Origin of the sequence: Kribbella rubisoli (assembly GCF_004217145.1) — a bacterium.
GTDB classification, from domain to species: Bacteria; Actinomycetota; Actinomycetes; order Propionibacteriales; family Kribbellaceae; genus Kribbella; species Kribbella rubisoli.
The window spans coordinates 909,840-936,381 of sequence record NZ_SHKR01000012.1 but is presented as its reverse complement, the minus strand read 5'-3'; the positions used below and the strand labels follow the sequence as shown (position 1 = coordinate 936,381).

20 protein-coding genes are annotated in these 26,542 nt (G+C 66.5%); 10 read left to right on the top strand and 10 right to left on the bottom strand.

What is annotated here, in order from left to right:
• Nucleotides 1–49 precede the first annotated feature (49 nt).
• From EV645_RS18740 to EV645_RS18705, 8 genes are all read left to right on the top strand, one after another.
• Nucleotides 50–1,042, top strand: coding sequence for an aldo/keto reductase (locus EV645_RS18740; RefSeq protein ID WP_130445169.1), 993 nt, complete (start codon nucleotides 50–52; stop codon nucleotides 1,040–1,042).
• Between the two features lie 117 nt (nucleotides 1,043–1,159).
• A complete protein-coding gene (locus EV645_RS18735; RefSeq protein WP_198681691.1) occupies nucleotides 1,160–3,778 on the top strand; it encodes a right-handed parallel beta-helix repeat-containing protein in 2,619 nt (872 codons plus the stop codon).
• An 87-nt stretch (nucleotides 3,779–3,865) separates the two neighbouring features.
• Nucleotides 3,866–6,574, top strand: coding sequence for a glycosyl hydrolase family 95 catalytic domain-containing protein (locus tag EV645_RS42790; RefSeq protein ID WP_130445168.1), 2,709 nt, complete (start codon nucleotides 3,866–3,868; stop codon nucleotides 6,572–6,574).
• Between the two features lie 101 nt (nucleotides 6,575–6,675).
• Nucleotides 6,676–7,146 carry a YdeI/OmpD-associated family protein gene (locus tag EV645_RS42785; RefSeq protein WP_130445167.1) on the top strand — a complete coding sequence of 157 codons (471 nt, stop codon included), beginning with the start codon at nucleotides 6,676–6,678 and terminating at the stop codon, nucleotides 7,144–7,146.
• Between the two features lie 204 nt (nucleotides 7,147–7,350).
• The gene (locus tag EV645_RS18720) at nucleotides 7,351–8,796 is read left to right on the top strand and encodes a PASTA domain-containing protein (RefSeq protein ID WP_198681689.1); all 1,446 of its coding nucleotides are present in this window, start codon (nucleotides 7,351–7,353) and stop codon (nucleotides 8,794–8,796) included.
• Nucleotides 8,783–9,412 carry a hypothetical protein gene (locus EV645_RS18715; protein WP_130445165.1) on the top strand — a complete coding sequence of 210 codons (630 nt, stop codon included), beginning with the start codon at nucleotides 8,783–8,785 and terminating at the stop codon, nucleotides 9,410–9,412. Before EV645_RS18720 ends, EV645_RS18715 begins: the two co-directional genes overlap by 14 nt.
• 112 nt (nucleotides 9,413–9,524) lie before the next feature.
• Nucleotides 9,525–11,591 (top strand): GNAT family N-acetyltransferase, encoded by a 2,067-nt coding sequence (locus EV645_RS18710; protein WP_130445164.1) that lies wholly within the window; start codon nucleotides 9,525–9,527, stop codon nucleotides 11,589–11,591.
• Nucleotides 11,588–12,016: an ASCH domain-containing protein gene (locus EV645_RS18705; RefSeq protein ID WP_130445163.1), complete on the top strand. Its 429-nt coding sequence runs from the start codon at nucleotides 11,588–11,590 to the stop codon at nucleotides 12,014–12,016. The genes EV645_RS18710 and EV645_RS18705 overlap by 4 nt, the downstream gene beginning before the upstream one ends.
• A gap of 176 nt (nucleotides 12,017–12,192) precedes the next feature.
• On the opposite strand, the gene EV645_RS18700 is transcribed toward EV645_RS18705, so the two are convergent.
• The 8 genes from EV645_RS18700 to EV645_RS18665 all read right to left on the bottom strand — a co-directional run bounded on the left by EV645_RS18700 (nucleotide 12,193) and on the right by EV645_RS18665 (nucleotide 22,176).
• Nucleotides 12,193–13,104, bottom strand: coding sequence for a hypothetical protein (locus tag EV645_RS18700; protein WP_130445162.1), 912 nt, complete (start codon nucleotides 13,102–13,104; stop codon nucleotides 12,193–12,195).
• Between the two features lie 388 nt (nucleotides 13,105–13,492).
• On the bottom strand, nucleotides 13,493–14,113 hold the full coding sequence (locus tag EV645_RS18695; RefSeq protein WP_130445161.1) for a hypothetical protein: 621 nt from the start codon (nucleotides 14,111–14,113) through the stop codon (nucleotides 13,493–13,495).
• 427 nt (nucleotides 14,114–14,540) lie between these two features.
• The gene (locus EV645_RS18690) at nucleotides 14,541–16,232 is read right to left on the bottom strand and encodes a hypothetical protein (protein WP_130445160.1); all 1,692 of its coding nucleotides are present in this window, start codon (nucleotides 16,230–16,232) and stop codon (nucleotides 14,541–14,543) included.
• Nucleotides 16,233–16,811: 579 nt separating this feature from the next.
• Nucleotides 16,812–17,906, bottom strand: a complete 1,095-nt coding sequence (locus tag EV645_RS18685; RefSeq protein WP_130445159.1) for a pyridoxal-phosphate dependent enzyme — start codon at nucleotides 17,904–17,906, stop codon at nucleotides 16,812–16,814.
• Between the two features lie 144 nt (nucleotides 17,907–18,050).
• Complete coding sequence (locus EV645_RS18680; RefSeq protein WP_130445158.1) at nucleotides 18,051–18,800, bottom strand: polysaccharide deacetylase family protein; 750 nt, start codon at nucleotides 18,798–18,800, stop codon at nucleotides 18,051–18,053.
• A gap of 244 nt (nucleotides 18,801–19,044) precedes the next feature.
• Nucleotides 19,045–20,709, bottom strand: coding sequence for an alpha-L-rhamnosidase-related protein (locus EV645_RS18670; protein WP_198681688.1), 1,665 nt, complete (start codon nucleotides 20,707–20,709; stop codon nucleotides 19,045–19,047).
• On the bottom strand, nucleotides 20,654–21,424 hold the full coding sequence (locus EV645_RS42245; protein WP_198681687.1) for a hypothetical protein: 771 nt from the start codon (nucleotides 21,422–21,424) through the stop codon (nucleotides 20,654–20,656). The genes EV645_RS18670 and EV645_RS42245 overlap by 56 nt, the downstream gene beginning before the upstream one ends.
• Nucleotides 21,421–22,176, bottom strand: coding sequence for an alpha/beta fold hydrolase (locus EV645_RS18665; protein WP_157997099.1), 756 nt, complete (start codon nucleotides 22,174–22,176; stop codon nucleotides 21,421–21,423). The genes EV645_RS42245 and EV645_RS18665 overlap by 4 nt, the downstream gene beginning before the upstream one ends.
• 84 nt (nucleotides 22,177–22,260) lie before the next feature.
• On the opposite strand from EV645_RS18665, the gene EV645_RS18660 reads away from it, so the two are divergent.
• Nucleotides 22,261–23,319, top strand: coding sequence for a LacI family DNA-binding transcriptional regulator (locus EV645_RS18660; RefSeq protein WP_130445155.1), 1,059 nt, complete (start codon nucleotides 22,261–22,263; stop codon nucleotides 23,317–23,319).
• 85 nt (nucleotides 23,320–23,404) lie between these two features.
• Nucleotides 23,405–24,427, top strand: coding sequence for a LacI family DNA-binding transcriptional regulator (locus EV645_RS18655; protein WP_198681686.1), 1,023 nt, complete (start codon nucleotides 23,405–23,407; stop codon nucleotides 24,425–24,427).
• On the opposite strand, the gene EV645_RS18650 is transcribed toward EV645_RS18655, so the two are convergent.
• Complete coding sequence (locus EV645_RS18650; RefSeq protein WP_130445153.1) at nucleotides 24,424–24,933, bottom strand: LacI family DNA-binding transcriptional regulator; 510 nt, start codon at nucleotides 24,931–24,933, stop codon at nucleotides 24,424–24,426. The two genes, EV645_RS18655 and EV645_RS18650, sit on opposite strands and share 4 nt — an antisense overlap.
• Before the next feature lie 6 nt (nucleotides 24,934–24,939).
• Nucleotides 24,940–26,508 (bottom strand): DUF3502 domain-containing protein, encoded by a 1,569-nt coding sequence (locus EV645_RS18645; protein ID WP_130445152.1) that lies wholly within the window; start codon nucleotides 26,506–26,508, stop codon nucleotides 24,940–24,942.
• Between the last annotated feature and the right edge of the window lie 34 nt (nucleotides 26,509–26,542).

Below are 26,542 nucleotides of genomic sequence, written 5' to 3'. Positions count from 1 at the left end.
TTCCCTCCTCGATTCAGAACGCGGCAAACATAATACGTATGCTGAAAATATGTCCAGATGTCCGATCGTCACCAGGCCGCTACGCACCGGTCACCAGCTCACCGAGCTCGGCCTCGGCGCCGCCCAGTTCGGCAACCTGTTCGAGGAAACCACCGACCAGCAGGCGACGGGCGCCGTCACGGCCGCGCTCGAGGAGGGCATCCGCTACTTCGACACGGCTCCGCATTACGGTCTGGGTCTGTCCGAGCGTCGGCTCGGCCAGGCGCTGGACGGCGCTGCCGGCGTCCTCGTCTCGTCGAAGGTGGGGCGCCTGCTGGTCGCCAGTCCGGAGACGGCGGATCGGCTCGACGACGACGGGTTCGTCGTACCCGCAACCACGAAGCGGGTCTGGGACTTCAGTCGCGACGGAATCCTTCGTTCCGTCGAGCAGTCGCTTGTACGCCTCGGGACGGACCGGCTCGACATCGCCTATCTGCACGATCCGGACGACCATTGGGAGACGGCCGCAACGAGCGGAATCGCTGCCCTGGTTGAGCTTCGGGAGCAGGGTGTCGTCGGTGCGATCGGCGCCGGCATGAACCAGGCGGCGATGCTGGCGGAGTTCGTCCGGCGTACGGATGTCGACGTCGTAATGGTTGCCGGGCGGCTCACATTGCTCGACCATTCGGCTCTTGACGAACTGCTGCCCATCGCCCACGAGCGCGGTGTCGGCGTGGTCGCGGCGGCGGTCTACAACTCCGGCCTGCTCAGCACCGCGACCGTCGACAGCACGGCGTACTACGATTATGGGCGAGCGCCGCAGGCCGTCATCGACAGGGCGTCACGCGTCGCCGAGATCTGCGATCGCCACGGCGTAAGCCTTCCCGCGGCGGCGATCCAGTATCCGTTGCGCCACCCCGCCGTCGTCTCGGTCGTCACCGGCATGCGCACCGCGGAGCATGTCCGGAGTACCGCGAACCGGTACCGGCAGGACATCCCCGACTCCTTGTGGGACGAACTGCACTCGACCGGCCTAGCTCCGGATCCGGCCCGAAACCAATAGCCGAGCGACCTCTTGTCGCAAACATCATACGTATGCTAACTCTGTTCCGGGGGTATCGACGCCCCCTAGAACAGGAAGCGATCCAACATGACATTGAGGTCTGAATCGCGACGCTCGATGACCGTGCCCAGGGGGCGCCGACCGGCCCTGCTGGCGCTGCTCGGCGCCGGCGCCGTCATCGCCTCGGCGCTCACCCCGCTGGGTGCGCAGGCCGCCCCCGCGACGACGTACTACGTTGCGCCGGACGGCAAGGACGCCGGGAACTGCAGCCAGGCGAAGCCCTGCACGTTGGAGCGGGCGCAGAAGACGCTCCGTAAGTCCGTGAAGCACGGCGACGTAACGGTACAACTTGCCGATGGCAACTACCGCCTGACCGCGCCGCTCCGGTTCGACGCCGACGACAGCGGCGGCGACAATACCGTCCACTGGACTGCCGCCCCCGGCGCCCACCCCGTCATCACCGGCGCCTCCGCGGTCACCGGCTGGACCAAGTCCGCCGCAGGCCCGGGGATCTGGGAAGCCAGCACTCCCAGCGGCCTCGACAGCCGCCAGCTGTACGTGAACGGCGTGATCGCTCCGCGCGCCGCGCTCCGTCTCGCCAACTCCGACGTCACTCCGACCGCGACCGGTCTGACCATCAAGAACCCCGCACTGAGCTATCTCGCCACGCTTCCCGACCAGGGCCGGATCGAGTTCGAGTCACTCGGCGACTTCACCAACCGGTACTCGCCGGTGCAGAGCATCAGCCCGACCGAGATCACGATGGCGCAGCCGGCCTGGGACAACAACACCTGGGGCTGGGACACTGTCCAGCGATCCTTCCTGGCGGGGCCGAGCTGGTACCTCGACAACTCGCTGAGCTTCCTCACCCAGGTCGGTCAGTGGTACATCGACCCGACCGGCGGCAAGCTCTACTACAAGCCCGCCGACGGCGTGGACCCGAACCAGCTGGACGTCGAGCTGCCCAGGCTGCAGTCGCTGATCAGCATCGGCGGGACCTACGACAACCCGGTCACCGGGCTCGCCTTCGAGGGCATCCAGTTCTCCGGAACGTCCTGGCTCGGCCCGTCGACCGACGGGTACGCCGACCAGCAGAACGGGCTGTTCATCAAGGGCGCCTACGACTACCGGCCGGCCGATGCGTTCACCAGCTGCTCGCGCGGCTGTGAGATGTTCGAGCGGGCACGCACCTCGTGGTACCAGGAACCGGCCGCCGTGCAGGTCTCGGCTGCTTCACGGGTCTCCTTCACCGGAAACACCTTCACGAACCTCGGCCAGTCGGCGCTGGGCATCGGCAACGACGCGAACGCGACCGCGACCGGAGTCGGCCTGGGCGCGAGCGATATTGATGTCGTCGGCAACCAGTTCGTCGAGAACAGCGGCCACGGCGTCGCGGTCGGCGGCGTACTGCCCGACGCTCACCACCCGAGCGACCCGCGGATGACCAACAGCGACGTACTGATCGAGAACAACACGATCAACCGGGTCGGCGTGGACTACAAGGACAACAGCGGCATCCTCAGCACCTACGTGACCGGCGCCCGCATCCTCCACAACGAGGTCTCCAACGTCCCGTACGACGGGATCGACACCGGCTACGGCTGGGGCATCAACGACGCCGGCGGGTCGAACGACTACGTCGACCGCGGCTACTACAACTGGAACACCAAGTACACGACACCGACCACGCTCAAGGACACCCAGGTCGAAGGCAACCTCGTGCACAACACGAAGGCACGCTTCGCCGACGGCGGGTCCGTCTACAACCTCTCGGCGAACCCGGGAGCGGTGGTCAGCAACAACTACCTGTTCAACATCTCGGGTGTCGGGCTTTACCTCGACGAGGGCTCGCGGTCGATGACGTACCAGAACAACGTCGTCCAGGGCGGCTCGTTCCTGTTCACGAACGCCTCCAGCCTCCGCAACAACACCAGTGACAACCTGATCCAGAACAACTGGTACAACTCCGGCGGCGCATCCACCCCGAACGCTGCCGCGCACAACAACCAGCTGATCAACAACATCAAGATCAGCGGCGCCAACTGGCCGGCGGGGGCACGCGACGTGATCTGTGCGGCGGGTGTCGCACCGCAGTACCGCACGTCACTCAACGCCAACGAGTTCGGCTTCAGCGGCTGCCCGACCGCGGCTCCCGTCGCGCCTGGATTCGCCGTCGCGAACACCTCTCCCGTCAGCTCCTACACCGGTCAGCACGGCGGTACCTTCGGGATCGCGGCCGCGGGTGCCGACGTGTGGGGCGGAGGCGGTCAGCACGACGACCAGTTCGCCGCGATCTACCGCCCCGGCGCGGTCCAGGCGAACACGGCCGTCTCCGCCCGGGTCGTGGCGGTCAACGACGCCAACACCAACGCCAAGTCCGGCGTCATGATCCGCAACGACATCACCAAGCCCGGCTCGTCACCTGGCTACGCGGTCGTCGCTGTCACCGCCCGCAACGGTGTCGTCTTCGAGTACGACGCCAACGCCGACGGCTACCTGGACACCGAGGTCCGCGCGAGCGTCGACATCTACCGCCCGATCTGGGTCAAGCTGACCCGGTCCGGCACGTCGTACAGCGCGTCGTACTCCTACGACGGCCGCAACTACACCGCCATCGGCACCCCGGTCACCCTGGCCTCGGCCACGCCGACCCAGGACGGCGGGATCTTCTCCACCTCGCACGACGTGAACCAGTCCGCCATCAACCAGTTCGACTCACTCACCTTCACCGACTAACTCCCGACCCAACCCGCAGGCCTTCCACCTCAAGTGGAAGGCCTGCGGTGCCATCACGGACAACTTCTCGGTACGGAGGATCACGACATGGCAGCAGAAGACACCTCGTCAGCAAGTGGGTTCTCGCGGCGTCGGTTCGTCGGCGGAACCCTCAGTATCGGGTTGTCGGCGGCAGCGACTGGGCCGCTGTCCGCGATGGCCTCCCCAGCGGGTCCGGCCCCGGCTCTCCCGAACGACAAGAAGGCACCGCTCTTCGACCCGGACTACGGCCAGCTGATCGGTCGGTCCGACCTCACCTACACGGGGAGAATCACCACCGGGACCCAGGGCATGTCCGTGGCCAACGGACGGTTCGGCGGTCCTGTCTGGCAGAGCAACGGCAGCACCCTGGTGATGCAGCTGAACCACACCGACATGTTCATGTTCAACGATGCCTCGGCGGCGTCGAAGGACCATCAGAACTCCGGTGGCGGCGCCCTCGGGCGGATCCACATCGGCTTCGGAACTGGGACCGTCTTCGACGCCACAACGCAACAGCAGCTGTCGTTGTACGACGGCAAACTGAGTATCGGCGGCGTCGGCGTGAGCGCAGACGTGATTGCCGACGTGGACTCAGATGTCATCTCGATCCAGGTCACCGACAGCCGGGCCACACCCCAACCGATCACTGTCGATCTGGCCATGGTGCGGGATGCCAACCAGATCTGGGGCGCCCACAGCGCGATGTCCACCCTGACTACCTTGGCCGGCAAAGGACACCCGGGATCCCGGAACGAAACCATCGTGCTGGAGCAGCTCGTTCAGGAACCCGCTGACACTGGCATCAAGGTCAACGATCACTACGTCAACACAGCTGTAGCGGCGACAGTGCGGGGTCGGGAGATCTCGGACATCGTCAGCAGCACGATCGGCAGCCGGACGACGCTGCGGATGAATCTGCCCGCGCGCCAGGGAATCTTCACGGTCGTCCTCGGCGGAAACGCCGATACGCGGAAGGCAGTTCGTAAGGCTGCGGCCGCAGCTGTTACGAACGCGACGAAGGCTCCCGACCACGCCCGGATCTACGCCCGCGGCCAGGCCTGGTGGCGCGACTTCTGGCACCGGTCGTACGTCTACTTCCCCACGCAGTTCAATTTCGAGCAGCGCCGCAACTACTACATGTACCTGGCCGCGATCTCGAACCGTGGCTCGTATCCCAGCAAATACAACGGCGGTATCTGGATCGGAGAAGAGGACCGGCGGGACTGGGGCAGCTTCTTCTGGAACTGGAACCAGGACTGCCTGTATCAGCCCCTGCTGTCTGCCAATCACCTGGATCTGCTGGAACCGCTGTTCACGATGCGGCAGTCCGGTTTCGAGCAGTACAAGGTTGCAGCGCAGCAGATGTGGGGCAGTGAGGGCATCTTCATCGGCGAGACCGACGGCATCCTGGGCTGGGAAACCCTGCCGGCCGACATCGCGGCCTCGATGCAGCAGTACTACACGTTCAAGACCAGCACCCGCACCCAGGAATTCACCGACATCACCATGCGGAGGAACAGGTTCCTGTCGCCGTGGAACTGGAACGTCTTCGGCGGCAACAGCCAGGCGAGCTACGTCACGCATACGATGATGGCCACCCAGGAGACCGCCGAGTACTACTGGCAGGTCTACTGCTACACCAAGGATGTCCATTGGCTTCGGGACGTCGCCTATCCCTTCATCAAGGGCGCCGCCGAGCTGTACCGGTCCTACGACGGTCTCCGGAAGGAGAGCGACGGCAAGTATCACTTCTACAACACGAACCTGCACGAGCACATCTGGGCCGGCAAGGACGTCATCGACGATCTGTCCATGGCCAGGGGCGTCTTCGCGGCAGTGGTCAAGGCCTCCGAACTGCTCGGGGTCGACCAGGCGAATCGCCCACAGTGGAAGGACATCCGCGACAATCTCGCCGCGTACCCGCTGCGGTCGGACCCCGACGCCCTGTGGGCCGCGAGTACGAATCCGTCGCTGGCATCGCAGTTGGCGACGGATCAGCCCGCCTGGGCGCAGGGTCTGCGGCCGGCGTATCTCATCAGGGATCTGCACGGCACCGAGAGCCCGATCTTCAAGATGCTCGAGAAGTACGACGTACTGAACCTGGAGACGCGGGACCAGGGTCTCGACAACGGCGATTGGGAGATCGCGCTCAACACCTATCTCCACTCACCGGGCTATCTGAACCAGGTGAAGGGCCAGGTCATCGACAGGAACGGCTCCAGCCGCTTCCATGTGGACGCCGCCAAGCTCGGGCGAGCGGATGACATGGTGCAGATCCTGAACACGCAGTACGGCGTGTTCAGCACCTACGGCGTCTTCCCGAACCTGCTCTTCAACCAGCTCGACTACTACTCGGCCGAAGGCTACGGCACCTTTGCCGCAGCGCTGCAGGAGGCACTGAGCCAAAGCCTGAGCCCGACACCTGTCGGCGATCCGGTGATCCGCGTGTTCCCGGCATGGCCGACGGCGTGGGACGCGAAGTACAAACTGCTGGCCAAGGACGGTTTCCTGGTGTCGTCGTCGATGGTGGCGGGCGACATCCAGTACGTCGAGATCGAGTCGCAACTCGGCGAACGCGCTCGCCTCAGAAACCCGTGGAATTCCGATGTGGTGCTGTACCGCGAGGGGCGAAAGGCCGAGACACTCGTCGCCCCGGAGAATGGCCTGTTGGAGTTCAAGACCCACAAGGGCGAGAACATCGTCCTGGTCCGGGCAGGCACCACGCCGGACGAGTACCGGACCTCCGAGCTGATCGGAAGCACCAGCGCCGGCTAGGGCCCGACACCGATCGCGCTACGGCTGAGCGGTCCTCGACCGCTCAGCCGCACGCGGTGGCGGGCTTCCGCGGCCGCCGCAACGATGCGAAGCTCAGGGACGTGAGTCGACAGGACTTTCATGCCGTCGTTGCCGCCGGTCCGGGTGACCGGGCGATCATCGTCGTGCCGTTCGATCCGGATGAGACGTGGGGCGCCAAGGCCGACCATCCCGTCGGCGGCACGATCGACGGCAGGCGGGTCCGCGGAAGACTGTCGTCGACCGGGGCGGGATGGGCGCTGACCATCACCCCCATGTGGCTGCGAGACACCGGCGTAGCCATCGGCGCCGAGGTGACGGTCGAACTGGCCCCCGAAGGCCCACAACGCCAAGACCTCGCCGACGACATCGCCGCCGCACTGGAAGCCAACCCAGCTGCGGCCGCCTTCTTCGACACCCTGGCCCAGTTCTATCGCAAGGCCTATCTCCGCTGGATCAACGCAACCACCCGCCGCCCGGACCTCCGCGCGGCGCGTATCGCCGAGGTGGTCGACCTCCTCGCAGCCCAGATCAAACAACGCCCACGCCCGTAACTCCTCTGCAACTGCACACCACCACCTCGCCAGTGCGCCGACGCGTCCACCAAGTGCACGAGCGATCTATACCGCAGCGCCACGCACGAGGGGCCCGAGCGCCGAGGTCAACGACCAGGTGTGCGGATGCACGGGCCGTGCTACGGGATTGCGGCGACACCCGACGCCGGGTATCAGCCGCGGCGACGGCTCGGTCAGAGAGGTGTGAGTATTTATCGCATCAAGTACTTGATCGCCGTGGCAGGCATTTCGATCGCGATGCTGGTGGCGGGTGGAAACACCGCCGCAGCCGTTTCGGAGGAGGCCTGCACCGGCGGCTGGGCGCTGTCGCCGTCGGGGCCTGCTCCCGACGTTCGTGGCCAGTCGGTGGAGGAGGCAGCAAAGAGCCTCGGCGCCGAGGGCTACAACTGCACGCTGACGAACTCCAAGCCCAGCAGCGTCGATGAGCGGGCCGTTGTCGTTGCCGCGCAGCAGACACGTACCGAGAACGATCCCGACGGCGGAATATCGCTCGTTGCCCTCTCGCTCGGCGTGGTGATGCCCGACCTCATCGGGAAGACCGTGCGTGTCGCCGGGGACAGCGCGACGCAACTCGGCCTCGTCGTACGAACGTCGCCGTCCGACGGAGCTGCCGACTGGACAGTCCGGTTGCAGCGACCCGGCGCCGGCGCCTACGTGGTGTTCGGACGAGCAGTCACGTTGATCCTCCAAGAGCCGGTCCAACCGGTGCTTGTGCCAGTGCCAGATCTGATCAACAGCACCGAGACCGAGGCCGCGACCATGGTCAAAGAGGCCGGGCTCGTCTACGTGCAACGGATCCTCAAGGACGGCAAGCGCCCTGGGCACGTCGTCAGCCAGCAACCGCAACCAGGCGAGCTGGTCGAACGCGCCACCACCGTGACCGCCGACATCCGCCGGGTGCCTGCACCGCCACCGCCACCCCCGCCGACCACCATCGTCCCGACGACTCCTCCCACACCGCCCGCCGTGGTCCACACGGTTGTGCCAGATGTCGTCGGCAGTCTCGAGTCCACTGCACGGCAGGCGGTCGGGGTGGCTCGGCTGAAGTTCCAATCGCGAGTCGTGCGTCCGGGGAACGCCCCTGGGATCGTGCTGAATCAGCGGCCGCGGGCAGGCACCGAGGTCGACGTCGGCACCATCGTCACCGTCGACGTCACCCGCGCACCCAAGCCGAAGCTGGTGCCGGTCCCTGAACTGCTCGACCGCAGCGAGGCCGAGGCCCGTGGCGCAGTCGAGGGCGCCGAGCTGATCTTCGATCTGATCGCTCGAAAGGATGCTTCGGGCCGTGAACGTCATGTCATCAGCCAGCAGCCGCGCGCCGGGGAACTCGTCCCGACAGGAACGACAGTCACGGTCGACCTCGCCGCCGGCGAGTCGAGCTGGCCTCCGTGGTTGGTGCCGCTGCTGCTCGGGACGGCCATCCTGGCCGTCGGGGCGGCAGGCCGCCTCCAGCACCGGCGCCAACCGAAACCGCGCCCCGATCCGGTGCCTCAGGTTCATGCGACCGGGCGGCTGACTCCGGGGACTCCGCGGATCCAGGAATCCGGCTCGGCGCACCGAATTCGCATCAACGCTCGCCTTGATCGAGGGCGCCAATACCTGCAGGAGAAGACCGATGAACACCAGTAGCCACCGAGTCACCATCGCCTCGCACTTCAACCAGACCACCCCGGACACCTCCGCCGAGCTGAACCACCTGATCACCAGCAGCAGGGTGCTCGAATCGGTGCCGCACCTCGGTCCGGTCGGCCGACTGGTGCCGGCTCCGGTGACCCGCGCACTCGCAGCGACCTTCGATCGCGACCTGGGTGATCCGATCCTGTGGGCCTGGCGGACGCATCGTGACCTCAAAGAGGCCGCGAGCGCCACCCTCGCGGGCAACGGGCCGCCCGAGTACGTCACGTTGGCCGAACACGAGATCTCGTCGATCCATCACCCAGAGGTGGACATCACCGTCGACCGGTGGCCTCCAGCCACGATCACCTTCGATCTCACACTGCGCTTCACGCTCGAAGCTCTCCTGCTGACCGTCCAAGGCGGCCTGCTCATCGGGCTGAGCCCAGGCGTTTGCTCAGCCGACGTGGCCCTCAGCGCGCACGGTTTCGACTTCTCCCGCTCCGCGAAGTACGCACTCCAGGAACTGCTGACCCTACACACCGGCCTCCGCCTCCTACCTGCATCGGCCTACGCAGTATCGCGCAGGCTCGAGCCGCCCGGTGAGCCGATCAACGTTGCCTCGCGATAGGCGACGTGGTGCTCGTGGACGTCTAGCTCTGCCTTGCCATCGGCGCGTTTAGTCGGTTGATCGACACGCAGCAGGCCAGGCGTCGCCCGCCTACGGAGCGTAGCCTCGGGGCATGGCGGAGGGGCCACAGGTGGGCTGGGAGCTGGTTGTCGAGCCGCTCGACGTCTCGGACCGGGGTTTGATGGACGAGGTCATCGAACTTGGAAATGTGGCCCGTCCGACCCTGGGGCACCTCCCGTACGCCGCCTACGACGCGGCCGCGGACAACCGCACACTGCTCGTGGCGAGGGCCAACGGTGTCGTGGTGGGCTATGCCCTGTACGGCCTGGTCCGACGGCGGATCCGGCTGACGCATCTCTGCGTTGCCCCAGGCGCTCGGGGGCAAGGAGTTGCGCGAAGCCTGATGGACGGAATCCGTGAGAGGCACGCCGACTACCTCGGTGTCCGGGCACGTTGCCGCCGTGACTACGACCTGGCTCCGATGTGGCTCCGGCTCGGTTTCGAACAGCAAGGCGAGCGTCCAGGACGAGGAAAGGACAGGGCAGACCTCACCGACTGGTGGCTGGACTACGGCCACTCAGACCTGTACACCGGTGACACCGGCTCGGTACTCGTCAGGGCAGCCATCGACATGAACATCCTCCGCAACTGGATCGAGACCGGCCGGCCTGGGCACGAGGAGTCGCTGTCGCTCCTGGCCGACCATCTGGAAGATCGCCTCCAACTCTTCCGGACACCCGGCCTGGACGCTGAGATCGAGATGCTCAACGGTCCGCTCCGCGGTCAGTGCCTCCGTAAAGTGCAATCACTCGCTCGCGCCCCTCGCGACCCTGACCGTGCGCTGGAGATCAGCGCACAACTCCTGGCCGACGCGGTCACCAGATTCCCGAAGTACCCAGAGACTCGGCAAGACGAGTTCGACCTCCAACACGTGTCGACCGCACTCGCCGGCGGCCTGAACGTATTCGTGACCATGGACTCCAACCTGTCGAAAGCTCTCGGCCCAGCAGCAGAACGGCAAGGCATGCGGGTACTCCGACCTGCCGATGTCGTCGTGCGGATCGACGAGCTCGAGCGGGCCGAGGCCTATCGACCGATCGACCTGCAGAACTCCCGCTACTCCCGGCGTCTGCTCGCAAGCGGCGAAGATCAAGTCGTCTCGTCCCTCGCCAACACCACCGCAGGAGAGCGGCCGAAGAACCTGATCACTGCGGCGCGACGCCTCGCGGTCGAAGGTGGTGAACGAACCGTCGTCTTCGGTCCGCGCAACGACTTGGTCGCCTACTACGGCCTCCGGCAGAAGGGGGCCGTCCTTGAGGTCGAGACTTTGCGCCTCACGGACGGCCACATCCGCGAGACACTGACCCGGCAGCTGCTCTTCGACCTTCGCCTCATCGCGCGGGAGCGGGCTGCGAACGTCCTACTCCTCAACTCGACACACCTTCAGACGAGCGTGCGCAACGCCGCGATCGAGGACGGCTTCCTCGCACACGAGGAGTTCCTGGCCGCGTTCGTCATCGATGCGATCGGCGACGCAGCGAGCATCGAGCACGCGGTAGTGAGAGCAGCCCACGCCGCGGGCCTTGCGCGGCCACGATCTCTCCGGCCCTCGATGATCGCGACCTCGGCCGCCGAGCTCGAACAATTCTGGTGGCCGGCCAAGGTCACCGACGCCGAACTGACCACCTACCTCGTACCGATCCGGCAGGCGTTCTCCTCAGAGCTCCTCGGAATCCCCGTCGGCCTTTGGCGGAGAGACGACGACCTAGGGCTGAGCCGAGAGCACGTCTACTACAGAAGGCCCGGCAAGCAGAAGCTCGAGAGCCCGGCCCGGATCTTGTGGTACATCAGTCAAGGCGGCAACTCGGTAGCGCAGTCAGCGGCCATCGTCGCCTGCTCGCAGCTCGACGCCGTCCACATCGGTCCGCCAGACGAGCTGCACAGCCGATTCCAGCATCTCGGGGTATGGAATCTCGCCACTGTCACCGAAGCAGCCACGCACGGACAGGTCCAGGCCCTGCGCTTCACGAACACAGAAATCTTCGGGCGCGACATCTCACTTCCTCGATATCGCAAACTGGCGGAGGCACTCGGACTGTCAGGTGCACCACCACAGAGCCCGAAACGTATAGTGTCCGACTTGTTCGCTGCGATCTACCACGAAGGAATGGCCCGATGAGCGATCGCTCCTTGTTGCTCTCGCTGCGCCCACGGTTCGCAGAAGCAATCCTCAACGGCACCAAAACGGTCGAGCTTCGCCGACGGCCGATCAAAGCACCACATGGCACGCTGGTGGTCCTCTATGCCAGCGCCCCCACCATGGCAGTCGTTGGAACAGCAAGACTCGTCGACGTCGTCGCCCTAAGCCCCCACACGGCATGGCGCCGCTACCGAACCACTCTCTCCCTGTCCTGGTCCGAGTTCACCACGTACCTCACCGGCACCGACCAGGCCCACCTCCTCCGACTCGACGACGTCAAGGAACTCAGCCGCCCACACACCCTCCAAGCCCTCCGCAGGTCGGCTCCCTTCCACCCTCCGCAGAGCTTCCGTTACCTCCACCCAACAGACCCACCCCAGCTCCACCGCCTCGCCCACCGCTGACACCATCGTCAACCCTGCGGATCGAGGCCGATGAATGAAGCCGGAACCACCGCCAACGGCATGACAGTGGCAGTTGCAGAGCGCTGATGTCCGAGGCTTCGCCCGCTCCATCAGATACGTCATCTAGCCAACCGACGCGTGCATCGCACCTCGAACAGCAGTCGACCGCTGCCGAGCTATTCGAGCATCTCGTCGATGTCCACCGCGGCAAGCAGCGCTTCAAGTTGGGGTTCATCCCCGATCGGCACAGGCTGAAGCGCACTGGTGGCACCCTTCTGTACGGCCAAACGCTCCGTCAGGCAGTCATTGAAGATGCGCGCCGAGTTGGCTTCGGACCATCGCACCTCGTCGAGCGCGTCACGTCGGCACCGACCGGTCATCAGTACTTCTGGCCGGCGCTTGCCGTACGCGTCGGGGTCTGATGCGCGTAGGGCGACGATGCGAGCGCTCGACAGACCTGGCGCGACGGCGAACGCTTCGCGGAGGGTCACGAGCAGATGCCCGCACACCAGCATCTTGTAGAAGTCTGCGATCTCGGTCTTGGTCAACTTCTTCAAGCTGAGATTCCCGGCCTGTGTCGTCGTCGGCTTGCGCTCAGGTATGGCCGAAACCGACGGCACGACGACAAGCAGGGACACCTCAGTACCATCGAGTCCGACCGCCGCGGCCGCTGCCTCGTTGTCTTCGAACGCATCGGTCAGCGCTCCAAGCACTGTGTCCGAATCGCACTTCTCCAGTGAACTCCACCATGCGTCGAGCTCGGATTGATGAGCAGCTCGGAGTCGGGCGCCGTCAGCTTCGGCGGCAGCGACCTCTTGCCGAGCATCGAGGGCAGATTGCGCGAGGGCGCTCTTGCGGGCGCGGCGGGCGAACAGACTGGTCGCGGTCTTCGCCGACTTGCGATGACGTCGTTGGATCTCGACGACGTTCACCGGAGGTGCCTCGGGTGCCAGCGGGCGAGTTGCTGGCGGGAACTCTTGGCGGTGAATCTCGGTGATCGCAATGAGCGCATCCGCGAGCGCCCTTGCTTCCGCGGCCTTGTCGGCAGCGGCCTGCTGACGGGCGGCGGCTGCCAACTGTCGGTTCACCGACCCGGTACTCGTCGAGCGGGAACGCGATCGCCCGCCTCCGGCGCTGGTGTAGTAGCCAATGGGGCCTACGCCGGTGGAAAAGCCAGTCCGACCACCGCCGACATGCACTCGGGCGACACGAGGCCCGAAGCTCGTACGAACACCCCGACTCGACGCACGAACCCGAACCCCCGGCGCAAGCTTCACCGAAAAACCCATCAGGACCCCCTCGACAACCGACATTTACCCCAACATATCGATGCCGTCGACACGCAGCACAGCAGACTCAGCGCGCCGACCTCGACTATGGCTTTAGTTGTCAGCCGGCCCGACCAAGCCGGAGCAGCTCGGGTCGCGGTGGAACGTTCCACCCGACGGACCCACGGGCCTGCCGCAGGCCGAGGACTCACTGAAGTCTTGGACAGTTGAATTGTTCTTCCAGTGGAACAGTCACGCAGTACTCGCCTGTCATGCGACCATCGAGGACATCAGAGTCAACCTCAAACTCGGCTGCTCGTGCGGCGGTCATCCGCACCGATCCGAGACGTACGACGAGCTGAGCCGACTCGTCCTCGTTTGCTCGGTACAAACCGACAGGCACTTGTTGCCCCACCTTGAACCCCATAATGAGAAGGCGTGTTCGCCCCTCGGGGAGTCCATCGATGCCGACCCGCTCAGGCACCGTTGGTGTCGCAACCTCTTGCTCGGCCTGCGCCCGTTTGCCTGCCTGCACAGCGGTCAGCGAGAGCTTCTCCCCACGCGCAAACTGTTCCCTCGCCGCTGAAGTCGTCGCCAACATCCACATCTGACTCATCAAGAGGTCGACCCCGACGGGATAGACCGGCAACTCGTGACCATCGAACAAGGTTCGGGGACCCAGATACTGTTCGACGTTCGGCTCACCAGCAATGGGCACGACAGTCGTGCTCGCTGTCACGCTGCCCGCCCGGACCCGCACGGTAATCGCCTCGCGCTGATCGAAACCATGCAGGCAGATCGCTGAGTGGACGAAATACTCGAGCGGCATGTCCGCGTCGTAGGCCCTGCTGATCCAGACAGACGGAGATTCGGCAAATTTGGCCGGGAAATTCTCCAGATCTGCGGCGCAGTCACTCGCAGCGCCATTCCCTGCGGCGAGGAGGTCGATCTGCTCGGCGAGAGCCAGGTCCTCAGCTCCTCCGGAACCCGTCGTAGCGCCGGCGCTTGGATTGCGCGAGGTCGGAGGCGCTGTTGTTGACAGCGTCGGGACTGTCGTCGTTTGGTGACCTGACTCACCCGGAACCGTACTTGTCCCGGTGGTTGGGGTGCTCGCGCTGGGCGGCGAAGTTCCTGCGGTCAGACTTGGATTCGACTGCTCGCGCGAGCGATCTCCATGACATGATCCAGAGAGCAAGGCTAGGCAGCACCAGACGGCCACCAGGCCGAATTCCGAAGTCCTCCTGAACATTTCACTCCTAACGAGTGCTCACCGTGGTACGACTACATTCCTTCTGCGCATTGGATCGATCCCGCTCAAAAGCGCGCTCCCATTGCTCCAATTCCGTCTGCGGAGTCCGCCCGAGGCGCACCGACTCGCGCCGTTGGGACTGGGACTTCGCCTGGGTGTCGATGGCCTGCTCGACTCGGCATCTGGAGAACTGCCATGCACTCTTCAAGCCAAGCCAGAGCGCTTGCCTCTCGAAACGAGGATCGAGCGTAAGTGCCTGATCCAGCCGCTCGATCGCTTCGTCGACCAACTCGGCTCTGTTCTGACGGATGGCAAGAGTTCTGAGCCGAAGAGCCTCGTCGGACAGCGCGAGCGCTTTGATCTGCTTGCGCAACTCCCGCTCCGGTCCAGCGGCAGGTACTGCCTCAGCCAGCAGGACCGCCCGTGCCTCGTCTGCAGACGAGTCCGGTGCCGAGCCGGCGAGCTGACTGCACCGGTCGACTTGGACAAGATTCACCCGCGCCTTCAACCGCAGGAGATCCGAAGACGAAGGCTCTCGAATCAACTCGTTGAGCGTCCCGGCAGCCTGCCGAAGCCCATCGAGATCCACCATTCCGGCTCGGCAGCCCTGACGTGACGCTCTGTAGAAATCGTTGCCGGCGAGACTGAGCCTCGCGCGTTCCCCGAGCGTCGCGGAAGGTCGCAGCTCCAGGTACCGGGCTCTGGCAGCGGTCAGCAGCTGAGCGCTCTTCTGCCGATCAGAGGTCTGTACGGCGGCGGCCTCGTCGACGTGACCGCTGAACAGTAGCGCGAGTTCGTACAAGCGGGATCCGCTGCTCGATGAAAGGTGCATGACCAACCCGGAGAACCCTGTGGCCGCCTTCTCGAGCAGACCTGACTGCCAGGCATCGAGAGCGTTGACGAAGCCAGAGACGTCGCCGATCTGAGCCGCGACGCGATCGAGGACATCGGATTGCGTCGAAGCGGACCGGAGATCCCGGTCGAAACGCACCTCGTCGAGTCCGTACCAGCCGGCCAACTCGGAGGCGTCGGTAATCAGCGCCGGCGAGATGAAGATAGCCAGAGCGAGGGTGACTTGACCCGATGGCTCGCGCCGGGCTTGACCCGCAATCAGGATCTCGGCCCCTACCTGACCGACGAATTCCGTGGCCCATTTGTCGAACCGCCGCAGTGACGACGGATCCGCGGGATCCGGCCACCGCAGGTCGTCTGCGTCTGAATAGGATTGCGCAGTCTGCCCGTCGGTCGTGCTGAGGCGCCGAGCGAGGTTGGACGCAAGATCGTCGTACATGTTCTGTTCTGCTTTGGTCGGCGCCGCCAGTCCAACGATCGCAACATCACCCGGTCCCGGCAGCCGCTCGACCGGCGCGATGCTCCGGGTCGCCACCCCGACGACCACAAGGACGACGACGGCAGCTGCCGCTCCGCCGACGTACAGGCGCCGGGCCCGCTTCGATGCGCGGTGGAGTTGCTCTTTCAGCAGCGTCCGGATGGACGAGCCGAATGCGCCCACGAGGAGCGCGACGGTCACCAGATTGAACGCCAGCCCGCTGCCAGCGCCGACCACATTCAGCAAGCCAATGGCTAATGTCCCGGCCACAGACAGCGCGACGCCAATTGCAGCTAATTGATTTCCCCGCGTCCGCCTTGCTGAGTTACTGCCCTGCCCAGCAGAACCATCGGGTATCTTGGCGTCCACGCTGGCATCCAACCCCCGCTTGCCACATTGCGCCCCTGCCCTACTCAAGTCAAGGGCAAGTGCACTCCGATGGAATCTCCAAAGTTCAAGCGAACGTTGCATGCAATTCAGGAAGAACGTCAATGAATATCGCCGCCTTCCGCTCATGAAATCATGTCGAAATAAAGTTTCGGTCGGAATGTTTCAGTCCCCACCGCCCGCACAACAAGCCGCTGTGCCGGACCGCGCGGATCGCGACATCGGGGTCGGAGACGGTGGGCTCGCACATGGTTCCGGGTGCGATCCAGACCGGCAGGTGCTCGCGCGAGGGCTGCCGAGCTACGCGAGGGCGGCGATACACGCTAGGACGAGAGGGGCCCTGGTCCGCTCGGCGTGCTGCGCCTCGCCACGTCGTCGCGCGATGGACGCACGGCGGACGCAGGGTCGAATCGCGCGACCAGTCGCGGATCGACTGCGCAGCCCGTCAGTTGAGAATCTTGGCACCGGCCACGAGGGCAAACCGAGCGCGACGGCCGCCAGGCGGTGCTCGAGACGGCGCCTTAGCAGGCGGTGGGTCGTCTGGCGCAGGCGCTGGGTGGGTCAGAGGTGGTTGGGGAGGGGGTTGGCGGTGCGGGATTCGGTGCTTAGGAGGAGGACGGTGGCGGTTGGGGGGAGGGCCAGCTTGGGGAGGGCGGTTCTGGTGGCTGCGAGGGTTGCTGCGCCGCAGGGGCCGGCGTCGATGGCTGCGGATTCTAGGTCGTGGACTGCGGTTGCCGCCTGTTGGTCGGTGACGGTTGTTGCAGCGTCCAGGCCGGACAGTAAATCGGGCCAGGCGCCGTGGGAGGGGGTGCCGCAGTTTAGGCCGGCCATGATTGTGGGGTGCGTGGGTACTGAGGTGAGTCGGCCGGCTTGGAGAGAGGTGATGATGGCCGGGGCATGGGTCGGTTCGACGCCTAGCAGGACTGGGCCGACGCGGTCTGCCGACTTGGCTCTGTAGTGGCGTACGGCGGCTTGGGCTAGGGAGCCGACGCCGATGGGTACGGCGATGAGGTCGGGGGCGGGCGCTCCGGCAGCGGCTAGTTGGGTGTCGGCTTCGCTGAACAAGGTGCTGTAGCCGTCGACGATCCATTGCGGGATCTGTGTGTACCCGGGCCAGGCGGTGTCCTGGATCAGTAGCGCACCCGCCGCGGACGCATCTTCCTTGGCTGCCAGCACGACGTCGTCGTACTCGAGCGCCAACTCGACTATTTGCGCGCCCTCGGATTCGATGCCGTACTTCGCCGCCGCGGTGAGCGAGTCGGGGACGAAGATGCGAGCTGGCAGACCGATCAACCGGGCCAGGTGGGCGACCGCGCGGCCGTGGTTGCCGTCCGTGGCCGCGATGAGGGTGACGGGAAGGTTGCCGTCCGCAAGCACCTGCAGGGGAAGCGCCTGATCGCCTTCGCCAAGGAGCGCGGACAGCGCACGGGAGACGGCGTACGCCGCGCCGAGAACCTTGAACGCCGGCAGGCCGAAACGACTCGACTCCTCCTTGACGAAGACCCGACGGACACCGAGCTCGTCGGCCAGCGCAGGTACTTCGACCAGCCGGGTCGGCGCGTAGCCGGGCAACGATTCGTGGAACTCCGTCACCCCCGTGACGGGCGTGGTCGTCCACAGTCGCGCGGCTGGATTCACGTACCACGTCGGGCTCATTGTGAGGCCAGCCTCAAGACCCATGTGTCGGGTAGGGCGTCAACGAACGCGGCGGGATCAGCCTCGGCGGCAACCATAGGTACATCGTCGGGGGTTGCGCAGGTCAACGGATAGAGCCCTGAGTCCAAATTCTCCCGGCTTTCGTCAGCAGGACAAGGTGGCGAAGGTGTAGCCGCGGGCAGACAAAGTCGTTAGGACTTGGTCGAGGGCAGCGACGGTTTGGGCGCGGTTGCCGCCGCCGTCGTGCATGAGGATGATCGCGCCGGGTCGCGCGCCGGCCAGTACACGCTGGACGATCGTCGCCGTGCCGGGGCGCGCCCAGTCCTCGGGGTCGACGTCCCAGAGGACCTGTTGCATTCCGTCGCGGTGGATCTCGGCGCGGACGCGGGCGTTGGTCGCGCCGTACGGCGGGCGGAAGCACTTCGACTGCACTCCGTCGGCGACCTGGTGGTGCAGTTGCGCCGGTGAGAGCTTGGGCAACTGCGGGTGGGACACCGAGTGGTTGCCGATACTGTTGCCTGCGGCACGGACTTGGTCGACCAGGTCGGGGTGCGGATCCGCGTTCTGCGCCAGCATGAAGAACGTGCCGTGGGCGTCGTGTTTCGCCAGCACTGCAAGCACTTCCGGCGTCCAGTGCGGGTCGGGACCGTCGTCGGAGGTGAGGTACACCACCTTCCCCTGCGCCTGCTTCACAGGGCCCGCCGGCTTGGTCGTCTGCGCGCTCGACGGCGCAGGCGTGGTCGGCCGAGCGGGCGTTGTGGAGACGACGGCACGGGGCGCGCTCTCGGCGGCGTTCGCCGTACCGGCCTCGACCGAGGACGCGGCATGCAGACACCCGATCGCCACCGCCGCCCCCAACGCCAACCCGATCGGCAACCCGAACCTGTGCCTCATCAACCCACTCCCCCGCTCATCCATCCCGGTCAGCACGATTGACGCCCCGGCCACGAAGAAAGTTCACGCTGAGGATCTCGTACTCCTCTGCCCTCATCCCGAGGGACAGCGCCATCAGGACGTGGGCCTCAGTACCGCCGATGCCATGGGCAACCAGTGCGACATTGCGGCCGTCGCTCGCGGCACTCCCGCAGGTGGCCTCCCACCCTTGCCAAGAACAAGCCGACCCGGATCCGGCATGCAGTCACCGTGCCGGTGCGATCGTTACTGTGATTTCTGGTGGGCCGGTGACTTGTGGTGGTTTGCCGGAATGTGCGCGGACGGTGAGCGGGCCGTGTGGGGTTGGGACTGAGGCTTGCGCCCAGTCGAGGCCGCCGAGCTGGGGTGTGACGGTGACCGTTGCCATTCCGGGTGTTGTTGGCCGGACGCCGAGCAGCGTCGCGACGTAGTGGTACAAGGGATGCGCGCCCCAGGCGTGGCAGTCGCTGCGGGTTGGCTCGGGGTGTTCGATCACTGTGCGGAGGCCCTGGTCGAGGAGGCCGTACCAGAGGTCGAGTCGATCCAGCAGTACGTCGGTTCGTCCGATGCGGTGTAGCGCCTCGAACAGGTAGTGGTCGAAGTACACCGTGGTGCGTGCCAGGCCTGGTTCCTGGAGCATCCTCCGAACCGCCGTCTCGCCGTACTTCGCTCCCGCGAGCAGTGCGAGCGACTGGGCGTGTTCGCTGAAGGCCGTGTGCTCGAGGTTGTCGGCATACAGCTTGCGGTCGGCGTCGTAGAAGGCTTCGTCGGCGGCTTCGAGCAATCGGTCGGCCAGCTGCGAGTTCCGGTCGGCGTTGTCGCCGACCCAAGACTCCAGGTCGGCTGCCTGCCGGGCCACCAGCGACAACTGCAGCTGCAGTACCGCAGACACACCGGTTCCGGGCCCGGGCCAGTCGGGGTGCTGTTCTCCGTCCTGGACGATCCCGGGCGGGCAGCCCGCCTCCCAGCCCGGCACCCAGTCGGTGAAGTTCCAGCCGTGCAGGGCCTGGAAGATCCCGCGATCGTCGACCGCACGGCGATGTACGTCGAGGGCCGCGCGGACCGCCGGCATGAGCTCGGCGACGAAGGCCAGATCGCCGCGCCACAAAGCGAAGTCGTGCACCATCGCCACCCACCACAGCGTGAACGGCGGGATGGGCGACGAGTGCCGGGACGGCGTGCGCGAGAGGGTCAGCCCGTTTCCTCCCTGGCTACGGGCGAAGGCGCGTAGGGCCTGGCGGGCGAGTGCGTCGTCGCCGGTCGTGGCGTAGGCGACCAGGCACTGCAGACGGGTGTCCCCGGCGTACTGCAACTGCTCGTAGTACGGGCAGTCCATCGTCGTCTCATGGCTACACGCCTGCAGCGTCCGGAAGGCGAGTACGCCGACCTGCGCGAGCCGCGGGTCGCTGGCGGTGAAGCCGCTGCGGTCCTCGTACGGATAGTGCGTCTCAGAGAACCGCAACCCGGTGATCGCCAGCGGTTCGGTCGCTGTGGTGACGAGGACCTCGACGTACCGGCCGGACTGCCACCACAGTGTGCTGTGTCGCTCGCGGCCTCCGCCGGCGATGAACAGGTCACCGAGGCCGTCTTCCTCGAGCCCGGCCCGACCGAACAGCTTGCCCTCGACAACGTCGCGATGTCCCTTACCTGCTTGGGGTTCCGTCTCATACAGGGACTCCTGCCAATGCACGCGTACTTCGGCGTCGCGGCCGCCCTCGAGCTCCAGGACCGGGTACGCGCAGACGTACTGGTCGAGGTCGATCAGCACCCGACGGCAGGTCCCGGGCGGCAACACCAGCGCGGTACCGCCGAGCAGCCGTTGCCAGTCCCCGGCCTCACCGCCGAAGTGGTCCACCGGATCCACGACCCGGTCGCGCGTCGGCGCGCCCACCGGATGCTCCGCGACATGCCGGACGCGCGCACCCCTCGACCCACCGCCGCACCGGCGCAGGCAACCGACCCGGAACCAGCAACCGCGACTCGTCACCCGAACAAGCACGACCGCGGCCGGGATCGCGAGCACCAGCGCTCTCGCGGCTGCGCGCGGGGTCGCCGGCCGCGGCGGCCGGCCAGGCGAGGCTGTCGGCGCCGGTCTGCCAACCCCATGGAAAGCTGCGGCCGTCGCTGATGTGCCTGGCGCCGCAGCCGTAGCCGTCGCCTCTCGGTCGTAGGCCATGCCCGGGCAGCGTGGCCGCGCGCCAATCCGCCGTACCGGTGTCGAGTCCCAGCTCCGAGCCAGCCTCGGCTGCGAGCAGGAAGGTCGGACCGTCCCCCAGGCTCAGCTGCGCCAGCGGCGCGTCGTCTCCGAGGCTCCACACTCGGGCGGCAAGCCAATGCTCACCAGCCGGGAACCGCAGCCGGTAGCTCTCGAACGACCAGTGGCCAACCTCGCCCCGCGACGGACCACGACCGACGAGTTCGCCGTCGAGCCACAGCTCATACCGCTCGTCAGCCGACACATGTACGACGACCTCAGCCGCCTCCGCGCACTCGACCCGCAGCCGGAAGCCGACCACCTCACCGCTCTCCGCCGCCCGGATCCACCGCGGCGGCCACTCAGACCGTCCCGCGAACGGGTCCGATTGCTGGCTCTCAAGCAACGTCATAGTCCCTCCAGCGACCCCAACCAACTGTTGACGAGCCGTGTGAATGCCTGCGGTCGTTCGCGATGGAGAAAGTGTCCAGCATCGCGCCACAGGACAACGCGCGAGCCGGGGCGAACCGCACAGGTTAGATCCCAAGCTGCCATCGACGGAGTCGGCCGGATGCAGAGCAGCGGCCGCCCCAACGACGCCAAAGCCTTCGCCGCCGCAGGACGCGCCCCGATCGCGCCCGGATCTGTGTACATCCCGGCGTAGCTCTCGGCGAGAACATGCCCCGGCGTACGCAACAGCTGCTCTCTCACCTCATCAGTCAGATCTCCCAACTGCCGTACGGCGGCAGCCGCCCCGTCTCGCCGGAGATCGCTCAGCCGCTGCTGGAACGACGCCGCCTCGACCTCGTCAGCGCCGTACGCCGGATCGATCGCCACAACCGCGCCGACCAGCTCCGGACGATCCAGAGCCAGCCGCACCACGATCTGACCACCCATCGAATGGCCGACCGCGACAACCGGTCCGAGGTCGAGCTCCTCGAGCAGCTCAGCGAGATCAAAGGCATAGTCCTGCGGCCGGTATCCGCCGGAAGGAACCGGCGAGCGCCCGTGACCTCGGAGGTCAACCGTCACGACCCGGCGGCCGGCGAACCCGACCGGATTCCAGGACCGGCCGTCCCCGCCCCAGCCATGCACGAGGAGGATCGGCTCGCCGGCTCCTCCGGCCGTGAAGCACAGCCGTACGGCTTCGACATCGGGCTGCATGAGTGGCAGCATAGTTAACGTTTTCTATGCAGCTCCAGCTCCAGCTCGACCAGCGAAATTTTCCGACCCTCGAGGAGATCCCGGGTGCCCAGACCGTCGTCCAACGGCCGGCCGACGGTCAAGGACGTCGCGGCCGCCGCGAACGTCAGCGCCACCACTGTCTCGCGAGTGCTCGGCGGCGACTATCCGGTCAGTGCCTCGACCCGGAAGCGAGTGCTCCGCGCGGTCCGCGACCTCGACTACGTCATCAACGCGCAGGCCCGGGCGCTCGTCGGCGGGTCGACCCGCACCGTCGCGTTCGTGGTCCGCGACCTGGTCGGGCCGTTGTTCGCCTGTATCGGCCAGGGCGTCGAGCTGCAGGCCACCGCCGAGGGCAGGGTGTGTCTTGTCTCGACGCATCACGGCGACCCCGACCGCGAGCTCGAGCTGATCGAGTTGATGCGCGAGCAGCAGGCCGAGGCCGTCGTACTCGTCGGCGGCGGGCTTCGGACCGAGTCCCACACCCGCCGGATGGCGGAGATCGCGCACTCGCTCGACCGGGTCGGCTCGCGGCTGGTGCTGTGCGGCCGTCCGCCGATCGGTCCGGACGTGCCTGCCACTGTGGTCGAGTACGACAACGAGGGCGGCGCGTTCGCGGTGACCGACTACCTGATCTCCCTCGGGCACCGGCGGATCGCGTTCGTCGGCGCCGGCGAGCCGGAGCACACCACGACGGGCGCACGGCTCGGCGGGTACACCGCGGCACACACCGCCCGCGGTGTCGAGATCGACCGCGAACTCATTGTCAGCGGCAACTACGATCGCGAGTCCGGTTACCGGCAGACGACCGCGCTGCTGGCCCGCGGTGCCGGGATGACGGCGGTCGTCGGCGTCACCGACATGGTCGCCAGCGGCGTACTCGCCGCCCTCCGGGACGCCGGCCTGCGGGTCCCCGAGGACGTCTCGGTCGTGGGGTACGACGACATCCCGCTGAGCGCCGACCTCAACCCCGCGCTGACCACCGTCCGCATCCCGCACGAGGAACTCGGGCGGGCCGCCGTACGGCTGGCGTTGCACCGCGACGAGCACGCTCTCGACCAGCACATGATGCTGGGGACGCACGTGGTGATCCGGTCGTCCACCGCTCCCCCCGGCCGGCACTAGACTCGCGATGCCACGAGAGGGGAACATGACAGACGAGGGAGCATCCGGTCGTCGGAGGGCGTCGACGGGTCCGACGCTTGCCGATGTGGCCGCCCATGCAGGGGTTTCACCGGCGACGGTGTCCCGGGTGCTGGCCGACAACTACCCGGTCTCCCGCTCCGCCCGGCAACGCGTCCAGCGGTCGATCCGCGAGCTGAACTACTCCGCCAACACGCACGCGCGGGCGCTCGCCGCGGGCGCTGGATCGAAGACGATGGCGTTCATCCTGGCGGATGTTCGCGGCCAGTCCTTCGCCGACGCGGCGCACGGCGTCGAGCAGGAAGCGGCGCAGCGCGGCTGGCTCACGCTGATCGGCACCACCCAGGGCGTCCCGCAGCGGGAGTTGGCGCTCGTGCAACTGATGCGCGAGCAGCGAGCCGGCGCGGTGATCCTGATCGGCGGCGTCACGGACGGGGCCGACGAGTACCGGCAGAAGATGACCGAGCTCGCGAACTCACTCCACGCGGCCGGTTCGCTCCTGGTGCTCTGCGGCCGGCCGCCGTTGGGCGACGGGGTTCCCGCCGCCGTGATCGAGCACGACAACGAGAACGGCGCCTACGCTCTGACGAGCCATCTGCTGTCGCAGGGCCATCGGCGCATCCTGTTCCTGGCCGGCGCGGAGCGGCACAGCACCAGCATCGAGCGGCTCGCGGGGCATCGCAGGGCGCTGACCGACTTCGGCGTACCGGATGCTCCGGAACTGGTCGAGCACGGCGAATTCACTCGCGCCTCCGGCTACCAGCTGACCCGGCGCAGGCTGACCGCAGGCCACGATTTCACCGCGGTCTTCGCGGGCACCGACGTGGTCGCGGCCGGGGTGTACGCCGCCGCGAACGAGCAGGGCCTGTCCGTGCCCGAGGACCTGTCCGTCGTCGGGTACGACGACGTCGAGCTCGCCCAGGACCTGCGCCCGCGACTGACCACCGTGCACGTGCCCTACGAGGACCTCGGACGTACGGCGGCCCAGATCGCGGTCGCCGACCAGCACCTGCAGCCGGGCTGGACCGGAGATCACCGGCTGTTCAAGACCCATGTGGTGATCCGGAGCTCGGTCAGCCGGGTGCGTTAGCCGGCGAGCTCCGCGGGCACCTCGAGGATCGCGCCCAACGCATGTGACACCGCGTCGTCGAGGCCGGAATCGACCAGCACACAAGGGATCTGATGTGCCGCGAGGTACATCCGCTGCACCTCGGTGAACTCCGCATCGAGCCCGATCACTCCACGGCTGCCCCGCGCGAACAACTGCTCCAGCCACAGCCTGGGGACCGCGCACCCGGGCGTGACCGTCGTGACCACGACAGCCAACCCGGGCTCGCGGACCCGGTCGGCCAGGCCCGCGAGAACCTCGCCGGCCCACGTCCTCTCAGTACTGCCGACCACGACGTCGACCAGCACAGACGGATCCCGCCGTACTGCGGTCTCCACCGGATAGCCGGCGCTGCGCAGTACAGCGCGCACCCGCTCGCGCGTCGCGGGCGCCACGTCCGGGTACGCCCGCAGTACCTTCGACACCGTGGATACCGAGACGCCGGCCTCCCGCGCGACGACGGCGAGCTTCCTCCGCGGCGTACTCATCGGCCCTCAGGCACCCTTGAGGTATGCGTTCGCCTGCTTCTCCATCTCGGCCTGCAGATCCGCGAGCCCGGCCTTGTCGACTGCCTTCTTCAGGCTGTCCAGGCCTTTGTCGACGTCGACCGCACCGATCCACAACGGATTCCCGTACTGCGTCATCGCCGCGCTCACCTGGGAGTCCTGCCGCTTCACCGGCGTCACGTCCGGCACGAAGGACGCGTACGGGTCGACGGTGAAGTTGTTGTAGTCCTGCGCCCAGTCGAACCACGCCTCCTCGGTCGGGGTGATGTCCTTGATCTTCTTCTCGAGCTTCTGCCGCCAGCACAGGGCGAACCCGGGGAAGCCGTACTGCGACAGCTGCTCGAACTTGTCCGCGCCGACCGGCTTCCAGTCCTTGCCTTCGACGCCGTAGCTGAGCAGATCGTGGTTCTCCTTGATCGAGACCCAGTCCTCCAGTTGCATGGCGCGTTCGTTGCTCTTGCCCTTGACGTTCAGCACAACGAAGTTGTCGGCCTGGAAGGTCTGGTTCGGCTTCGCGCCCTTGCCGCCGCCCAGCGGGATGACGTTGGCGATCTGGGCGCCCGGCACGGCCTTGCGCAGCGGCGCCAGTGACTGCGATGACAGTCCGTCGGTCATCGCCCAGCGGGTGGAGATCCGGCCGGACTCGAACTGGGTGCCGATCGTGGAAGAGTCGACGTTCAGCGCGTCCTTGTTGATGATGCCGTCGAGGTAGTACTTGCGGACCGTGCGGAGCGCGTCGAGAACGCCGGGCGCCTCCCAGAACGGGATCGGGTGGGCCGAGCCGGTCGTCTTGCCGTCCTGCGCCAGGTAGAACGGGAACGAGCCGCCGCTGAAGGTCTGCACGCTGACGTGCGGGTTCTCCCAGTCGTGCTGGTTGAGCCAGCCCACCGGGGCGAACGCGACGAGCAGGTCGGGCATGTTCGACGAGATGCCGACCGGAGTGATCTTCTCCTTCTGCTTGACGTCGTACCAGAACTTCTCCAGCTGGTCGAACGTGCTGAGGTCGCCGGCGCCGAGCTTGTCGGCCAGGTCCTGCCGGACGGTGAAGTGATGCAGGCGGGCGGCGGAGTTGACCTGCGGGATGCCGTACAGCTTGCCGGACCACTTGTTCTGCTCGAGCAGCTGGGAATCAAGGGTCTTGCTCAGGTTCGGGTACTTGGCGATCAGGTCACCGACCGGCACGAGGGACTTGCTCGCGACCAGCTGGATCATGTTCAGCCAGCGCGCCTGGAGCGCGGTGTCGAACTTCTCGCCGGCGGTGAACTTCAGCAGCGACTGCTGCTGGTAGTTCGACCAGGCGATGAACTGCGGGGAGATCGTGAAGCCGAGATCCTTCTTCAGCTTCTCGTTCACCTTCGCGAGTACGGCGTCCCAGCCCTTCGGCGCATCACCGGGGAGCAGCAACGCGAGGTTGTCGACGCTACCACCGGAGCCGGAACCGGAACCGGACGACGAATCGCCGCAACCGTTCAGGCCGAGAAGGGACGCGAGGGACAGGCCGCCGGTGGCGGCCAGAAAGCCGCGCCTGCTGAGACCGGCTGGAGATGTGGCGGGCACGATGCCTCCTGGAGTACTGAAAGTGGTGGGACGG